This is a genomic window from Nonomuraea sp. NPDC004186, from assembly GCF_053603495.1.
This window is the reverse complement of sequence record NZ_JBSGFQ010000095.1, coordinates 21,863-35,244: the sequence shown is the minus strand read 5'-3', so window position 1 is coordinate 35,244 and position 13,382 is coordinate 21,863. Positions and strand designations below refer to the sequence as shown.

The following is a 13,382-nucleotide window of genomic DNA, read 5'->3' as shown; positions in this document are numbered from 1 at the left end:
AGTTCCCTGGGACCGGCACTACCGGGCAGGCAGCCGGACGACGGGCGGGCCCGCGGACCGTGCCGCCCGTGCGGAACCCCGGCGATGGTCGGTTCCGTCGCCTACACCAGGCCGAGGTCGCGCAGGCTCTGCGCCGTCTGCACGATCGTCGTCTCGGCGGGCCGCGGACGCCAGCCGAGCTCGCTGCGGGCCCGGTCGTTGTGGATGATCGGCCGTGGCGGGTCCTCCCCCGGCACCTCCTGCGTGGGTACGCGTGTGCCCGCCGGGCCGAGCCGTCGGCGCAGGATCTGGGCCACCTCCAGGAAGCTCAGCGTCGCGCCGTCGGCGACGGCCAGGAAGCGCTTGCCCGCGGCTTTGGGCTCCGCCATGGCGCGAAGGTGCAGGTCGGCCACGTCGCGCACGTCGACGACGCCGAAGCGCTGGCGGGGCGCGAGGCTCATCGTTCCGTCGAGCATCGCCTTGATCAGCTGCGTCGAGGAGCGCAGGCCGGTCGTGAGGGTGGGCCCGAAGATGGCCGTCGGGTTGACCACGACGAGTTCGGTGTCGCCGCCGTCGCGCTCCATCAGGGCCCATGCGGCCCGCTCGGCGATCGCCTTGGAACGCGGGTACGGCGCCAGGCCCGGCGTGTCGGGATCGGTCCAATCGTCTTCGGTGAACTCGGCGCCCGGCTTGGGCGTGTATCCGACCGCGGCGAAGGACGAGGTGAGCACGACACGCCGGGCACCCGCGTCGCGCGCGGCACGCAGCACCCGCAACGTGCCCTCCCGGGCGGGGACGATCAGCTCGTCAGGGTTCTCGGGCTGGGTGACCGGGATGGGCGAGGCGACATGATGAACCTCCTCGCACCCGGCCACCGCGGCGGGCCAGCCGTCGTCGGCCATCAGGTCGGCGGTGACGATCTCCAGGCCGGCGTCGTCGGCGTCGCCGCGGCGCACCGCCGCACGCAGCTCGGCCTCCTGAGTCGTCCGGCGCACCGTGGCGCGTACCGGTCTCCCGGCCCGCAGCAGTGCGGCGATCAGGTGCGTCCCCACGTAGCCGGCCCCGCCGGTGACCAGGACCCGGCTCATCACAGCACCCCCAAGCGACCGGCCGCATCGATGGAACGCCGCATCGCCTCGGACTCCGCGGCCGTGTCGCCGCGGTCGCGAGCGTCCCACAGCGCCGCTTTCTCCCGCAGATAGGCCAGCCGGGCATGCTGGGCGAGGATCTCGGCCTCGATGCGCTCCGCGTGACGCAGCAGCAGATCGCGCTGTTCGGCCGCCGCCACCCGCCCGCGGGTCCGGTTCGTCAGGTAGGTGCGCATGTCTTCGATGCTCACGCCGACCGCGCGAAGGCAGGCCAGCGCCTCGATCACGTGAAGATCCTCGTCGCGGTAACGCCTGTGCCCGCTGTTCTCGTCACGGTCGATCGGGCCGACCAGCCCGACCTCCTCGTAGTAGCGCAGGGTCGGCTCACTCAGCCCGCTGCGCCGGGACACCTCATGGATGGTCAAAACTGCCATGCGGTCAGCGAAACACACCTCAAGCGCTTGAGGTCAAACGCGGGGTCTGTGCCGCCCGGACCGCTGACGTCCAGGTACAGCGCCCGGGCGCCGCCACCGATCTCAGCGGGTGCCGCCCGGTCCAGCGCACTGAGCGGAGAGCGACAGCGTCAACATTGGGTCACACGGTCTCGGCACGGGTCAGGTCGCTGATGGCGGCGAGGCCTTCGCGTTGCAGGTCGAGCAGATCGCGGGTCTCATCGGGCGCGATCCACCGGGCGAAGGCCGTTTTGAACACCAGAACGCCCAGCTCGCCGGCCAGGGAAGCGGTCGCCTGGGCGATGCCGCGGGCGACGAGCGCGGCGGTCACGGCGTGGGAGAGCTTGGCCAGCTTGAGCAGCTCGCGCTCCCGCAACTGCTCGTTCGCCGTGATGATCCCGTTCCGCATGCGGGAGAAATCCCGGCCCCGTCCGTCCTGCAGGACCCGGCCCCCGGCATCGAGCGCCGCGGCGAGCAGACCGGCCATGGACGCGTCCGCCGGGGCGTCGGCGATCGCGCCCACGAAGGCGGCTTCGAGCTGCTCCCCGCCGGCGAACAGCACCTCGCGCTTGTCCGCGAAATGCCGGAAGAACGTCCGCTCGGTCACCCCGGCCCGCCCGGCGATCCCGGCCACGGTCGTCGCCTCGAAGCCGTCCTCGGCGAACAGCTCCATCGCCGCCCGCTGCAGACGATCCGACGCTCCAGGTGCCCAACGTGCCATGTCCGGATCGTAGCCCGAATCGAGGTGATGACAGAGCCTGACATCACGGCTATGCTGGTGATGTCATCTCCTGACATCATTCTTGGAAGCGAGTCCACCATGCACGTCTTCGTCACCGGAGCATCCGGATTCATCGGCCGCGCCGTCGTCGCCGAGCTCATCGCCGCCGGTCACAAGGTGACCGGACTGGCCCGTTCCCAGGCATCGGCATCCGTCATCAAGGACCTCGGGGCGGACGTCCACCCCGGCGACCTCGACGACCTCGACCAGATCCGCCAGGGCGCGAACGCGGCCGACGGCGTCGTCCACCTCGCGAACAAGCACGACTTCGCCCACCCCGAGATCTCCAACCGCGCCGAGCGGGCCGCGGTCCAGACCATCAGCGACACGCTCGCCGGGTCCGATCGGCCGTTCGTGCTCGCGGCCGGCCTCGCTCTGCCCGGCCTCGGACGCCCGTCGACAGAGCGGGATCCCAATCCCGCCGTCGGCCCGGACTCACCGCGCGGCGGTGCCGAGAACCTCGCCCTCACCTACGCCGACCGCGGCGTACGGGTGATTTCCGCCCGCTTCGCCCCGACCGTCCATGGCGAAGGCGACCACGGCTTCATCTCCATCATCGCCCAGGCCGCCCGACGGCGCGGAGCCTCCGTCTACCCCGGCGAGGGGCACAACCGCTGGCCCGCCGTCCACCGCTCCGATGCCGCGCGCCTGGTCCGGTTGGGGCTCGAGGACGCCCCCGCCGGCACGATCCTGCACGTCGCCGCCGAAGAGGGCGTGCCCGTCCGGCGGATCGCCGAAGCGCTCGCCGACCGCCTCGGCGTGCCGGCGAAGCCCGCCCCGGCGGAGCAGATCGCCGACGAGATCCCGTTCATCGGCGGGTTTCTGGCCGCCGACTTCCCAACAACGAGCACGATCACGCGCGAACTGCTCGGCTGGCGGCCCACCGGCCCCACCCTCCTGGAGGACATCGCCGCGGGCCACTACGACCAACCCTGAACCGACCGTGATCACGGGCGACGCGGTGCCGGCCGCGCCGCCCACCCCCACCGGCATCACCGGCGCAGGCCCACGAGCAGCGTCCAGGCGGGGAACATCGTCCAGACGACGGCGCCCGGGATCCCGCCGGCGGCCCAGGCCCACGACACGTCGAAGACGACCGTGACGAGGAAGCCGACGCCGAACGCCCCGGCGGCGACCGGCAGCCCGATCACGATGGCGCGGCCGAGGCGGGTCACGGCCGCGGGCAGGGTGCCGGTGCGCGCCCCCGCGGCGCTGATCGCGCCCGCCCAGCACATGCCGGCGACGGCGCTCAGGCTCACCGGGACGACCTGGTACTCGAACGGCATCAGGCCCGTGAGCAGCAGCGCCTGCAGCACGACGACCAGGACGGCGGCGACCAGGCCGATCCTGGTCCATACGCGGGCGCGGGCGTCGCCGGCCATGAGGCGGCCCAGGCCGCGGACCACCGGCACGAGCGCCAGGTACTGGAGCAGGACGAGGACGTCGTTGGCCGGGCCGAGCCAGCTGTCGCCGGGGTCGTCGGCCCAGGGCCGCGCGACGACGTAGAACAGGACCAGGAACGCGTCCGCGACCAGGCCCGTGACTCCGCTTGCCACCGCCTGCCGGCGCAGCGACGCGGGCAGCGGGTGCGGGTCTGTCGTCACCGGTGTCCTCCTTCACTCTCGCGAGTTGCCCGCCGGGCCACCGATGAGGAACGGGGTGGTGACGTTCTCGTACATGAGGTGGACGAGCAGCCCCTCACGCGCGTGCGGCAGGTTGTGGCAGTGATCGACCCAGATGCCGGGGTTGTCGGCGAGGAAGGCGATGTCGTAGGACTCGCCGTCCTCGACGTTCAGGGAGTCGACCCACCAGGGGCTCCCGGTGGCGGGCACGCCGTCGCGGGCCAGCACCACCGCGCGATGGCCGTGCAGGTGCATGGGGTGCACCTCGCCGCTGTCGTTGACGATCGTCATGCGGACGACGTCGCCGTCGGCGACCGTGAACATCGGCACGTCCGGATACATGTGGCCGTTGACGGTCCAGTACAGCCCGGGGACGCCGTTGAGGAAGCCCGGCCGGCGGCCCATCTCGTAGCGGAAGGCGCGGTCGGGGTGCGCCGGGTCGAAGCCGAGGGGCGCGGGGGTGCCGTAGGTCAGCAGGTCGAGCGTGGCAGCCGGGCGGGCGCTCGCCGGGACGCCGGACGGGCGGCCGAGCACCACCGACAGCGGCCCGCCGATCTGCACCCGTACGGAGCCGCCGCCGGACGGCATGGTCACCTCGAGGTCGGCCCGGCCGCCCGCCGTCACGAGGACGGCGGCGTGCTCGATGGCCGTGGGGCCGTGCAGATCGGTGCCGTCCACGGCGACCAGGCGCCACGCGGCCCCCGTGACCCACACCGGGGTGGGGCCGTTGTCGGTGTTGATCACGCGTACCCGCGCCGTGGCACCGGGCGGGGCCGGGACGGTGACGTCGGACTCGGACCCGTTGACAGTGCGGATCCCGTGGTAAAGGTGCGACAGGGCGACGACGTCGAGCGCGGCCTGCGGGCGCGCGGGCCGCACGACCAGGGCGCCGAAGAGGCCGCCCGCGACCTGCTCGTGCGACAGCTGGTGGGAGTGGTACCAGAACGTCCCGGCCCGGCGGACGACGAACCGGTAGACGAAGTCCCGGCCGATCCGGACCGCGTCCTGGGTGACCCCGGCGACGCCGTCCTCGCCGCCCGGGACGTCCACGCCGTGCCAGTGCAGGGTGACCCCGCCGGGCACCGACGCGTTGACCAGCCGCACCTGTACGAGCTGGCCCGCCACGGCCGTGATCTGCGGGCCGGGGGAGCGGCCGTTGAAGGTGTACCCGTCGATCTCGCGGCCCGACGCCAGCCGCACGCGCTGCTCGCGCGCGGTCAGCGTCACCTCGACGTCCGGCCTGCGCGCCGGGTCGGCGACCAGGGTGGTGATGTCGCGGGTGGCAGCGTTCCGGTGGTGGTGCGGCGCGACCGCCTGCCGGCCGCCGTCGGCGTACCCCATGTCCATGACGGAGTACGACCGCGGCAGCCGGCTCGCCTGCCACAGCCAGCCCAGCGGGACGACGACGGCCAGCGTCGCGGCGCAGGCCGCGACCAGCCGCACGCGACGGGTGAGGACCATGACCCTCACACCGCCGCCGAGGCGGGCGCCTCGGCGGCGACGGGCCGGGCGCGCCGGGCCGCGTGCAGGGCGACCGCGAACAGCGCCATCGCGTTGAGCCCGTGCAGCCCGCCCACCCACGGCAGGTCGTGGCCCGAGTAGCCGAGCATCGCCTGGACGGCGACGAGGAGCAGCACGAACGCGGCGAACTTGACCCCGCCGGGGATCCGGGCGAAGAACGAGACGATCAGGAGGAGGAGGGCGACGACGGGAATGACGAGCCCGCCGTTGATGCCGTGCACGATGAGGCCGACGACCTCCGGGAAGGCCAGGTCGTCGCTCTCCATGACGGCCTTGTCGAACACGTTGCCGGCCGAGACCCACTTGCCGAGCCCGGCGATGGCCAGGACGATCGCCGCCGCCTGGACGGCGACCTCGACGGCGACGGCGTACGCCAAGACCTTGTAGACGATTCTCATGGTTCCTGTCCTTTCGACGGGGAGCGGAGCGCCTTGACGAGCAGGGCGGCGCCGAGCGGGGCGGCGCCGAGGAGGTAGGGGACGGCGAGGTCGGCGGTGAGCGCGCCGAGCAGGGCGGCCACCGCCGCGATCCCGGCGGCGACCGGGTGCGCCAGCCCGGCCCGGCCCGCCACGTACGACAGCCCCGCGAGGGCGGAGGCCGCGCCGACGGCCAGCGCGGGCGGCAGGACCGGGCCGGCGACGTGGAGCGCCGCCTCGACCGTCGCCGCCGACGCGACCACGCCCAGCAGGGCCAGGACCGCGGCGGCCGGCGCGCGGCCGGCGTGGCGGGGTCCCCACGCGGACAGGTCGCGGTACACGAGCGAGACGGCCACGACGGCGAGCCACGCACCGGTGACGCGGACGAACCCGAGGGCCGGCCCGCCCGCCAGGCGTCCGGCCGGGCACAGGGCCGGCTCGCCCGCCAGGCAGCCGGCCAGGCAGAGCGCCGACGACGCCAGCAGGCACAGCCCGCCGGCCACCCGCGTCCTCATGACCGCCAGCGTCGGCGCCGCCGCGTCCCGGCGTCACGGGGCAGATGTCCCAGCCGGCCCGGGAGGCCGGGCCCCGCTATCGGGGTTCGCCGCCGAGTCCCGCTTCGCGGGCCCGGACGATGGCCGCCGATCGGTCGGTGACGTGCAGCTTCGTCAGGACGTTCGAGACGTAGTTGCGTACGGTCTTGCCGCTCACGCCGAGCCGCTGGGCGATCGCCATGTTGTCCAGGCCCCGGGCGACGAGCCCCAGAACCTCGTGCTCGCGCTCGGTGAGCTGCGGGAACGGCGACGCCACCGCGACCCGGGCGAAGTGGGCCAGGATCCGCGCGGCCACGCCGGCGCCGAAGACCGCCTCGCCACGGGCGACCGCGCGTACCGCGGCCACGATCTCCTCGGGCCCGGCGCCCTTGAGCGCGTACCCGTGGGCGCCCGCGCGCAGGGCGGCCAGGACGTTCTCGTCGTCGTCGTACATGGTCAGGATCAGCGAACGGGTGGGCAGGCCGGCGGCGCGCATCCGGGCGGTGACCGTGAGGCCGTCGCCGCCGGGCATGTTCACGTCGAGCACGGCGACGTCGGGCCGGTGCTCCACGGCCAGGCGCAGGGCGTCCGCGCCGGTGGCGGCCACGGCCAGCACGGTCATCCCGGCCTCGGCGTCGAGCAGGGCCCGCAGGCCCGACACGAAGACGGGGTGGTCATCGGCGAGGATCAGCCTGATCATGGTCCCCTCCTAGGCTCGTCGGCAGAAAGGCGCGGATGTGGGTGCCGCCGCCGGGCGGGGAGCGCATCGACCAGGCCCCGCCCACTTCGGCGGCCCGTTCCCGCATGGAGCGGATCCCCACGCCGGCCGTCCGATCGGGGTCGAGCCCGCGGCCGTTGTCCCGCACGGTCACCTCCACGCCGCCGTCCGACGGCGTGACCGTGGCGGTGCAGTGGGTCGCCTGGCTGTGGCGGACCGCGTTCGTGATCGCCTCGACGGCGATCCGGTAGGCCGCCGTCTCGACCGCGGCCGGCAGCGCCGGCAGCGGTTCGGCGCCGACGACTTCGATGGACATGGCGCCCGACAGGGCCGCGGCCCGTGCCCGGATCGCGCCGACGACGCCGAGCTCGTCCAGCGCGGGCGGGCGCAGCGCCTCGACCAGGCGCCGCACATCGGTCAGCGACGCGGCGGCCTCCGCGGAGATCTCGTCGAGCAGCGGACGCGCCGCCGAGCCGGGCGGTACGTCCCGCGCGGCGAGGCCGGCCTTGATCCGGATCGCGGCCAGGGTCGGGCCGAGACCGTCGTGCAGGTCGCGGCGTAAGCGGCGGCGCTCGTCCTCGCGCGAGGCCACGACCTCGGCGCGGGACCTGACCAGGTCGTCATGCAGCCGCACGGCCTGCACCGCGGTGCCCACCTGCTGCGCCAGGGAGGCGATCAGGCCGAGGTCGACGGGGTCGAGCGGGTCGTCGCTGCCGCGGGCCGAGACGCGCAGGTGCCCGATGAGCGTCCCGTGGTAGCGCAGCGGCTCGACGTGCACCTCGCCGACGGGGACGCCGTACTGCGTGGCCAGGTGACCGGCGCCGGAGCCGTCCACCAGGTCGATGGCCGCGTGCGGGACGCGCAGCGACCGGGCCACGGTCTCGACGATCGCGGGCAGCACGTCGGCGGGCAGCAGCACCGCCTGTAAGCGGGTGCCGAGGCGGGTCAGCGCCGCGGACGGGTCGCGGCGGTCGCCGTACATCACCCGGTTGACCGTGCTCTGCGCCAGCGCGCGCAGCGGCGCCAGCGCGAGCGCCGCACCGGCCGCGGTGAGCGCGGCGGCCACCGGCTGCGACAACCCCAGCCCGCTGACCAGCAGCGCCACGACGGCCGCGTACCCGGCGACCAGGATCGCGACCACGCTGGCGTACACGAGCGACCGGTTCGCCAGCCGTTCGATGTCGAACAGGCGATGGCGGCGCAGCGCCACCCCGATCCCGGCCACGAACGGCAGCCCCGACAGCCCGAGGGCTCCCGGCGGCAGGGGACGCGCCGCGGCGAGCAGCTCGGGAAGGTGCCAGCCGGCCAGGCTCAGCAGCGTCGCGACCGCGCCGCCCGCCACCAGCCAGCGCATCCTGGCGCGCATCAGCGGATCGGGGTTGCGGCGGTAGGCGGCGAGGCCCCACACCGTGCTGGTGACCAGGACGGCCGCCACGACCGCAGTCTGGCCGCCGTGCACCAGACCCAGCCAGCCGAGCGCGTTGGGCGTCAGCGGCGCGGCGAGCGCGCTCCAGAGTGCCATCGCGGCCGGCGGCGCGGCGTACGCGACGGTCATGGCCCGCCGGCTGCGGGCCGGCAGCGGCCGGGGCGCGGTGAACGCGATCGTGAAGGCCAGCAGCCCTCCCCAGGAGATCGAGTACGCCACGATCGTGTTGAGGTGGAACAGCCACAGCTGGGCGCCGCCGGTGGCCAGGGCCAGGACGGGCAGCCCGGCGGTGACGGTGAGCGTGCTGCCCAGCAGGCCCGCCGCGAGCACGAGCAGCGGAGCCGTCGCGGGCTCCTCGGGCCGCCGCAGATACAGCGCGACGGCCAGCCCGGCCAGCGCGAGCACGAAGACGAGGTCGCCCCAGCCCTCCATGAGCAGCGGGTACGGATCGGGGCGGCCGACCCGGACCGCCACCGTCGTCGGCCGCTCGCGGACCACGTCGTAGACCAGGGTCGTGCCCGGCCGCGGACGGGGGACGACGCCCAGGCCGTCGGCGAGCCGATGCCCGGCCACACCGGTCACCAGATCACCGGTCCGCAGCCCCACCCCGCCGGGAGCGCCCGGCACGCTCACGGGGGCGCCGGGGACCTCCACGGGGGTGCCGGGGATGTCCGCCGGAGTGCCGGCGACGTCTGCCGGGGTGCCCGGGACGTTCACCACCACGCCGTCGGCGCGCCAGCCCAGCGGCACCACGCTGCCGTCCGACGGCGCGTCCAGCCCGGCGGCGGTCGCCACCACGCCCAGCACCACCAGGAGGATCGCCACTCCCGCCGGAACCCGCCGCGACCACCCTGACGGGCCCGGCCACAGTCGCCACATGGACACGCACACATCGTGACCGACACCCCGGCCGGAAAACCATCACCCGGACGCCTACGGTTTGGATGGAAAGGCGTGTCAGGGGCCGGCTCTATTTTCCTGACAAGGTGAGAGCCCAGGCGAGCAGGCCGAACGCGGTCGTGGAGGCGACCACGCGGACGAGGTTCCAGCTCCGCCACCGCATCTCGCCGAACGCCTCGCGGACCGCGGCCACGTCGATGCGGCCGGGATCCCCCGCCGCCTTGATCGCGTCGTTGAGCGGCACGTTGACCGCCAGGGTGATGACGACGGTGATCGCGTACAGGACGAGCGCGGCGACGATCCACGGCAGCGCCGGGCGGCCGAGGTAGGCCACCGCGGCGAGGATCGTGAACAGGAGCGCGCCGAAGAAGCCGCCCGCCATGAACCACGGATTGATGATCGCCCGGTCGATCGACTGGAACGCGGCCACGAACGTGCGGTCGTCGGTCCGCCCGAGGCCCGGCATGATCGTGTGCGCGTACAGGCCGAAGATCCCCGCCACGAGGCCCATCGACAGCGTTGCGGCCATCAGCGCCGTGATCCGCATGCCTTCCACAGAGTCCTCCCAGCGGGCTCAGCGATGTCGTCCGGCTCTCACGATCCCATCGGCTCCTTTCGTGGACCTGTCCTGAACCTGTCGCCCGGGCCACGCCGGAACCCGGCGAAAGGAGGCGGCCCGCGCGACGCAAGGTTTGTGCAAGAACGATGGCATCGCCGGTGGCTACCGTGGTTCGTAGCGGCACGTGCCGATGGACCCGTTGCGGCACGACGACGCCCCACCCGCCCGTGCTGTCGTCCATCACTTCGCGACGTCAGGATGAATGTGGACATAAGGTCGAATGCCGGATTTCGGTTCGGGATTTTGGGCCCGCTCGAAGTCGTACGTGACGGCCGGACGATCTCCCTTCCGGCGGCCAAGCAGCGGATCGTGCTCGCCACGCTGCTCCTGCGCGCCAACCGGAACGTCTCGCCGGACGAGCTGATCGAGCGGCTGTGGGCCGACGACGTTCCCCACAACGCCCGCAGCGCGTTGTACACCCACGTGGCGCGGTTGCGGCGCGCGCTGGGCGAGGACCCGGGCGGTGACGGCTCCCACCGGCTGATCCGCACGTCCGACGACGGCTACGTCATCGATGTGCCGCCGGAGGCGCTGGACCTGTCGCGGTTCCGGGCGCTGGTCGCGCGCGCCGGCGCCGGCACGGATGCCGCCGGCGCGGCGGATCTCCTCGGCCGCGCGCTGGGGCTGTGGCGCGGCCCCGTGCTGGCCGGCGTTCCGTCGGAGTCGCTGCACCGTGACGAGGTGCCGCCGGTCGTGGAGGAGCGGCTGCGGGCCGTCGACCGGTGGTTCCAGCTCGGCCTGCGGCTCGGCCGCGACGACGAGATGGTCAAGGTGCTCAAGGAGGCGACCGCGGAGCATCCGTTCCACGAGCGGCTGTGGGCGCAGCTCCTGGTCGCGCTGCATCGGTCCGGCCGCCGGGCGGAGGCGCTGGAGACGTACCGGAGCGTCGTCGCCCTCCTGCGCGACGAGCTGGGCGTCGACCCCGGCCAGGAGCTGGCCCGCCTGCACTCCGCCATCCTGGCCGGCGACCCCGCCGCGGCGCGCGTGCTCGATGACGGCCACCTCCCGCCGGCCTCCCAGCCGGACGATCCGCCGCCGAGCCCGGTACGCCCGCGGCAGCTCCCCTCCGGCCTCGCCTCCTTCACCGGGCGCCGCGACGAGCTCGCGGCCCTGAACGCCCTCCTCGACCGCGAGGACGCTCACGCGTCGCCGCCGATCGTGATCGCCGCCGTCAGCGGCATGGGCGGGGTGGGCAAGACGGCGCTGGCCGTGCACTGGGCGCACTCGGTCGCCGACCGGTTCCCCGACGGCGTGCTCCATCTCAACCTGCGCGGCTTCGGCCCGGGCAACCCCGTCGAGCCTCATGCCGCGCTGGAGCTGCTGCTCAACGCGCTGGGCGTGGTCGGGCAGCGGGTTCCCAAGGAGACGGACGCCCGCTCGGCGCTGCTGCGCAGCGTGCTGGCCGGGCGGCGGGTCCTGATGCTGCTCGACAACGCCCGCGACGCGGCCCAGGTGCGTCCGCTGCTGCCGGGCTCGCGCTCGTTCGTGCTGGTCACCAGCCGCAACCAGCTGCGCGGCCTGGCCGTGCGGGAGGGGGCGCGGCCCCTCGTGCTCGGCCGGTTCTCGCCCGGCGAGTCGACCGCCCTGCTGGCCGCGATCCTCGGCCCGGAACGGATCGGCGCCGAGCCGTGGGCCGCCGCCGAGCTGGCTCGGTCGTGCGTCCACCTGCCGCTGGCGCTGACGATCGCGGCCGAGCACGCGATGTACCGCCCGGACAGCCCGTTGCGGAGCCTGGCCGAGGAGGTGCGGGCCCAGCGGACCCGGCTGGACGCGCTGGACACCTCCGACGACCACGAGGCGAGCGTGCGGGCGGTGCTCTCCTGGTCGTACCTGGCGCTGGAGCCGCCGGCGGCCCGGATGTTCCGCCTGCTGAGCCTGCACCCCGGTCCCGACGTCGGCCCGGGGGCGGCGGCCGCGCTGGCGGGCGTCCCGGTCGCCGAGGCGCGGCGGCTGCTCGACGTCCTGGCCGACCGGTCGCTGCTGGAGAGGCCCAGCGGTGAACAGGGCCGTGAACAGGGCCGTGAACAGGGCCGGGAACGGCACCGCTTCCACGACCTGCTCCACGCGTACGCCGCCGAGCAGAGCGCCCAGACCGACGGCGCGGCCGAACGGACGGCCGCCGTCCGTCGCGTGCTGAACTGGTACCTCCACACGGCGAGCCGCGCCGCTGACCTCGTCGAACCCACCAGGAGACGCTTCCCCGACGTGATCGACCGCGCCCCCGCGGAGCCGCCCGCGCTGGAAGGCCCGGAGGGCGCGCTGATGTGGGTGGAGGAGGAACGGGCCGGCCTCGTGGCGGCCGTCGCGCTGTCGGCCGAGCACGGCTGGGACGACTTCACCTGGCGGCTGGCGCATGCGCTCTGGCGGTTCTTCCTCATCACCGGGCACGTCCGCGACTGGATCGACACGCATCTCCGGGCGCTCGACGCCGCGCGCGACACCGGGGACCCCCGCGTCCTGGCCGAGACGATGAAGAACCTCGGCTTCGCGTACTGGCGGGCCGGGCACCTCTCCGAGGCGCTGGACCACCACGGCCGGGCGCTCGTCCTCGACCAGGAGAGTGGCGACGGCTGGGGCGAGGCCAAGACGCGCAACCATCTGGGGTTCATCCACGACCGCGCGGGCCACTTCGCTGAGGCGCTGCGCCAGCAGCAGCGCTCCCTCGCCCGCTACCGGGAGGCGGGCGACCTGTGCGGCCAGGGCCGCGCGCTCGTCGGCATCGGCAACGCCTACCGCCAGCTCGGGCACCACAGCGCGAGCATGGTCCACCTCAAGAGGGCGCTCGCCATCACCTGCGAGATCGGCGACCGCTGGGGCGAGAGCCTGGCCCTCACCGCCATCGGCTTCACCCGCCTGACCGGCGGCTACGGCGCGGAAGCCACCCGCCCTCTCTACCGGGCCCTCACCATCTCCCGGGAGATGGGCGACCGCTGGGGGGAGAGCATGGCCCTCATCGTGATCGGCCTCGGCCTGCTGATCGACGGCGAGTACGGGGACCCGTCCCACCCGCTGTGCCAGGCGCTCGCCATCTCCCGCGAGATCGGCGACCGCTGGAGCGAAAGCCTCGCGCTCACCGCCATGGGGTTCGCCAGCCTGGCCTCGGGGCGGAACGCGGAGACCACGCGCTACCTCCGGCGCGCCCTCACCGTCAGCCACGAGATCAGATGCGTCGCCGGCGCCGACGACCTGCTCCACGAGGCGTTCCGCACCGCCATGCCGCGGGCCGGCCACCACACGCTCGTCTCCACGCTGTCCTTCCACACCCGCCTGCAACTCAGGCTGGCCGCCGTGGACGCCCCTCGCGCGCTCGGCCCCTCCCCGCGATGA

The 13,382-nt window shown here is 74.1% G+C and carries 12 protein-coding genes; 2 read left to right on the top strand and 10 right to left on the bottom strand.

Annotation, left to right across the window (positions count from 1 at the left end; all coding sequences use genetic code 11):
- Positions 1 to 101: 101 nt before the first annotated feature.
- The 3 genes from ACWEPL_RS48715 to ACWEPL_RS48705 all read right to left on the bottom strand — a co-directional run bounded on the left by ACWEPL_RS48715 (position 102) and on the right by ACWEPL_RS48705 (position 2,240).
- Positions 102 to 1,067 carry an NAD-dependent epimerase/dehydratase family protein gene (locus ACWEPL_RS48715; RefSeq protein ID WP_452440303.1) on the bottom strand — a complete coding sequence of 322 codons (966 nt, stop codon included), beginning with the start codon at positions 1,065 to 1,067 and terminating at the stop codon, positions 102 to 104.
- Entirely contained in the window at positions 1,067 to 1,492 is a 426-nt protein-coding gene (locus ACWEPL_RS48710) for a MerR family transcriptional regulator (RefSeq protein WP_363964911.1), read from the bottom strand. The genes ACWEPL_RS48715 and ACWEPL_RS48710 overlap by 1 nt, the downstream gene beginning before the upstream one ends.
- A gap of 169 nt (positions 1,493 to 1,661) precedes the next feature.
- Positions 1,662 to 2,240, bottom strand: coding sequence for a TetR/AcrR family transcriptional regulator (locus ACWEPL_RS48705; RefSeq protein WP_363964913.1), 579 nt, complete (start codon positions 2,238 to 2,240; stop codon positions 1,662 to 1,664).
- Positions 2,241 to 2,339: 99 nt separating this feature from the next.
- On the opposite strand from ACWEPL_RS48705, the gene ACWEPL_RS48700 reads away from it, so the two are divergent.
- Positions 2,340 to 3,236, top strand: coding sequence for an SDR family oxidoreductase (locus ACWEPL_RS48700; RefSeq protein WP_452440302.1), 897 nt, complete (start codon positions 2,340 to 2,342; stop codon positions 3,234 to 3,236).
- 56 nt (positions 3,237 to 3,292) lie between these two features.
- Here ACWEPL_RS48700 and ACWEPL_RS48695 read toward each other — a convergent pair whose 3' ends face one another.
- From ACWEPL_RS48695 to ACWEPL_RS48665, 7 genes are all read right to left on the bottom strand, one after another.
- Entirely contained in the window at positions 3,293 to 3,904 is a 612-nt protein-coding gene (locus tag ACWEPL_RS48695) for a hypothetical protein (protein ID WP_452440301.1), read from the bottom strand.
- Positions 3,905 to 3,916: 12 nt separating this feature from the next.
- Positions 3,917 to 5,383: a multicopper oxidase family protein gene (locus ACWEPL_RS48690; RefSeq protein ID WP_452440300.1), complete on the bottom strand. Its 1,467-nt coding sequence runs from the start codon at positions 5,381 to 5,383 to the stop codon at positions 3,917 to 3,919.
- A gap of 5 nt (positions 5,384 to 5,388) precedes the next feature.
- A complete protein-coding gene (locus tag ACWEPL_RS48685; protein ID WP_355195477.1) occupies positions 5,389 to 5,841 on the bottom strand; it encodes a hypothetical protein in 453 nt (150 codons plus the stop codon).
- On the bottom strand, positions 5,838 to 6,374 hold the full coding sequence (locus tag ACWEPL_RS48680; protein ID WP_452440299.1) for a hypothetical protein: 537 nt from the start codon (positions 6,372 to 6,374) through the stop codon (positions 5,838 to 5,840). The genes ACWEPL_RS48685 and ACWEPL_RS48680 overlap by 4 nt, the downstream gene beginning before the upstream one ends.
- A gap of 76 nt (positions 6,375 to 6,450) precedes the next feature.
- Positions 6,451 to 7,092, bottom strand: a complete 642-nt coding sequence (locus ACWEPL_RS48675) for a response regulator (RefSeq protein ID WP_452440298.1) — start codon at positions 7,090 to 7,092, stop codon at positions 6,451 to 6,453.
- Positions 7,067 to 9,415, bottom strand: a complete 2,349-nt coding sequence (locus tag ACWEPL_RS48670) for a GAF domain-containing sensor histidine kinase (protein WP_452440316.1) — start codon at positions 9,413 to 9,415, stop codon at positions 7,067 to 7,069. The genes ACWEPL_RS48675 and ACWEPL_RS48670 overlap by 26 nt, the downstream gene beginning before the upstream one ends.
- A 91-nt stretch (positions 9,416 to 9,506) precedes the next feature.
- Entirely contained in the window at positions 9,507 to 9,983 is a 477-nt protein-coding gene (locus ACWEPL_RS48665) for an anthrone oxygenase family protein (protein ID WP_452440315.1), read from the bottom strand.
- A 315-nt stretch (positions 9,984 to 10,298) separates the two neighbouring features.
- Here ACWEPL_RS48665 and ACWEPL_RS48660 point away from each other — a divergent pair, with 315 nt between their 5' ends.
- On the top strand, positions 10,299 to 13,382 hold the full coding sequence (locus ACWEPL_RS48660; protein ID WP_452440297.1) for a BTAD domain-containing putative transcriptional regulator: 3,084 nt from the start codon (positions 10,299 to 10,301) through the stop codon (positions 13,380 to 13,382).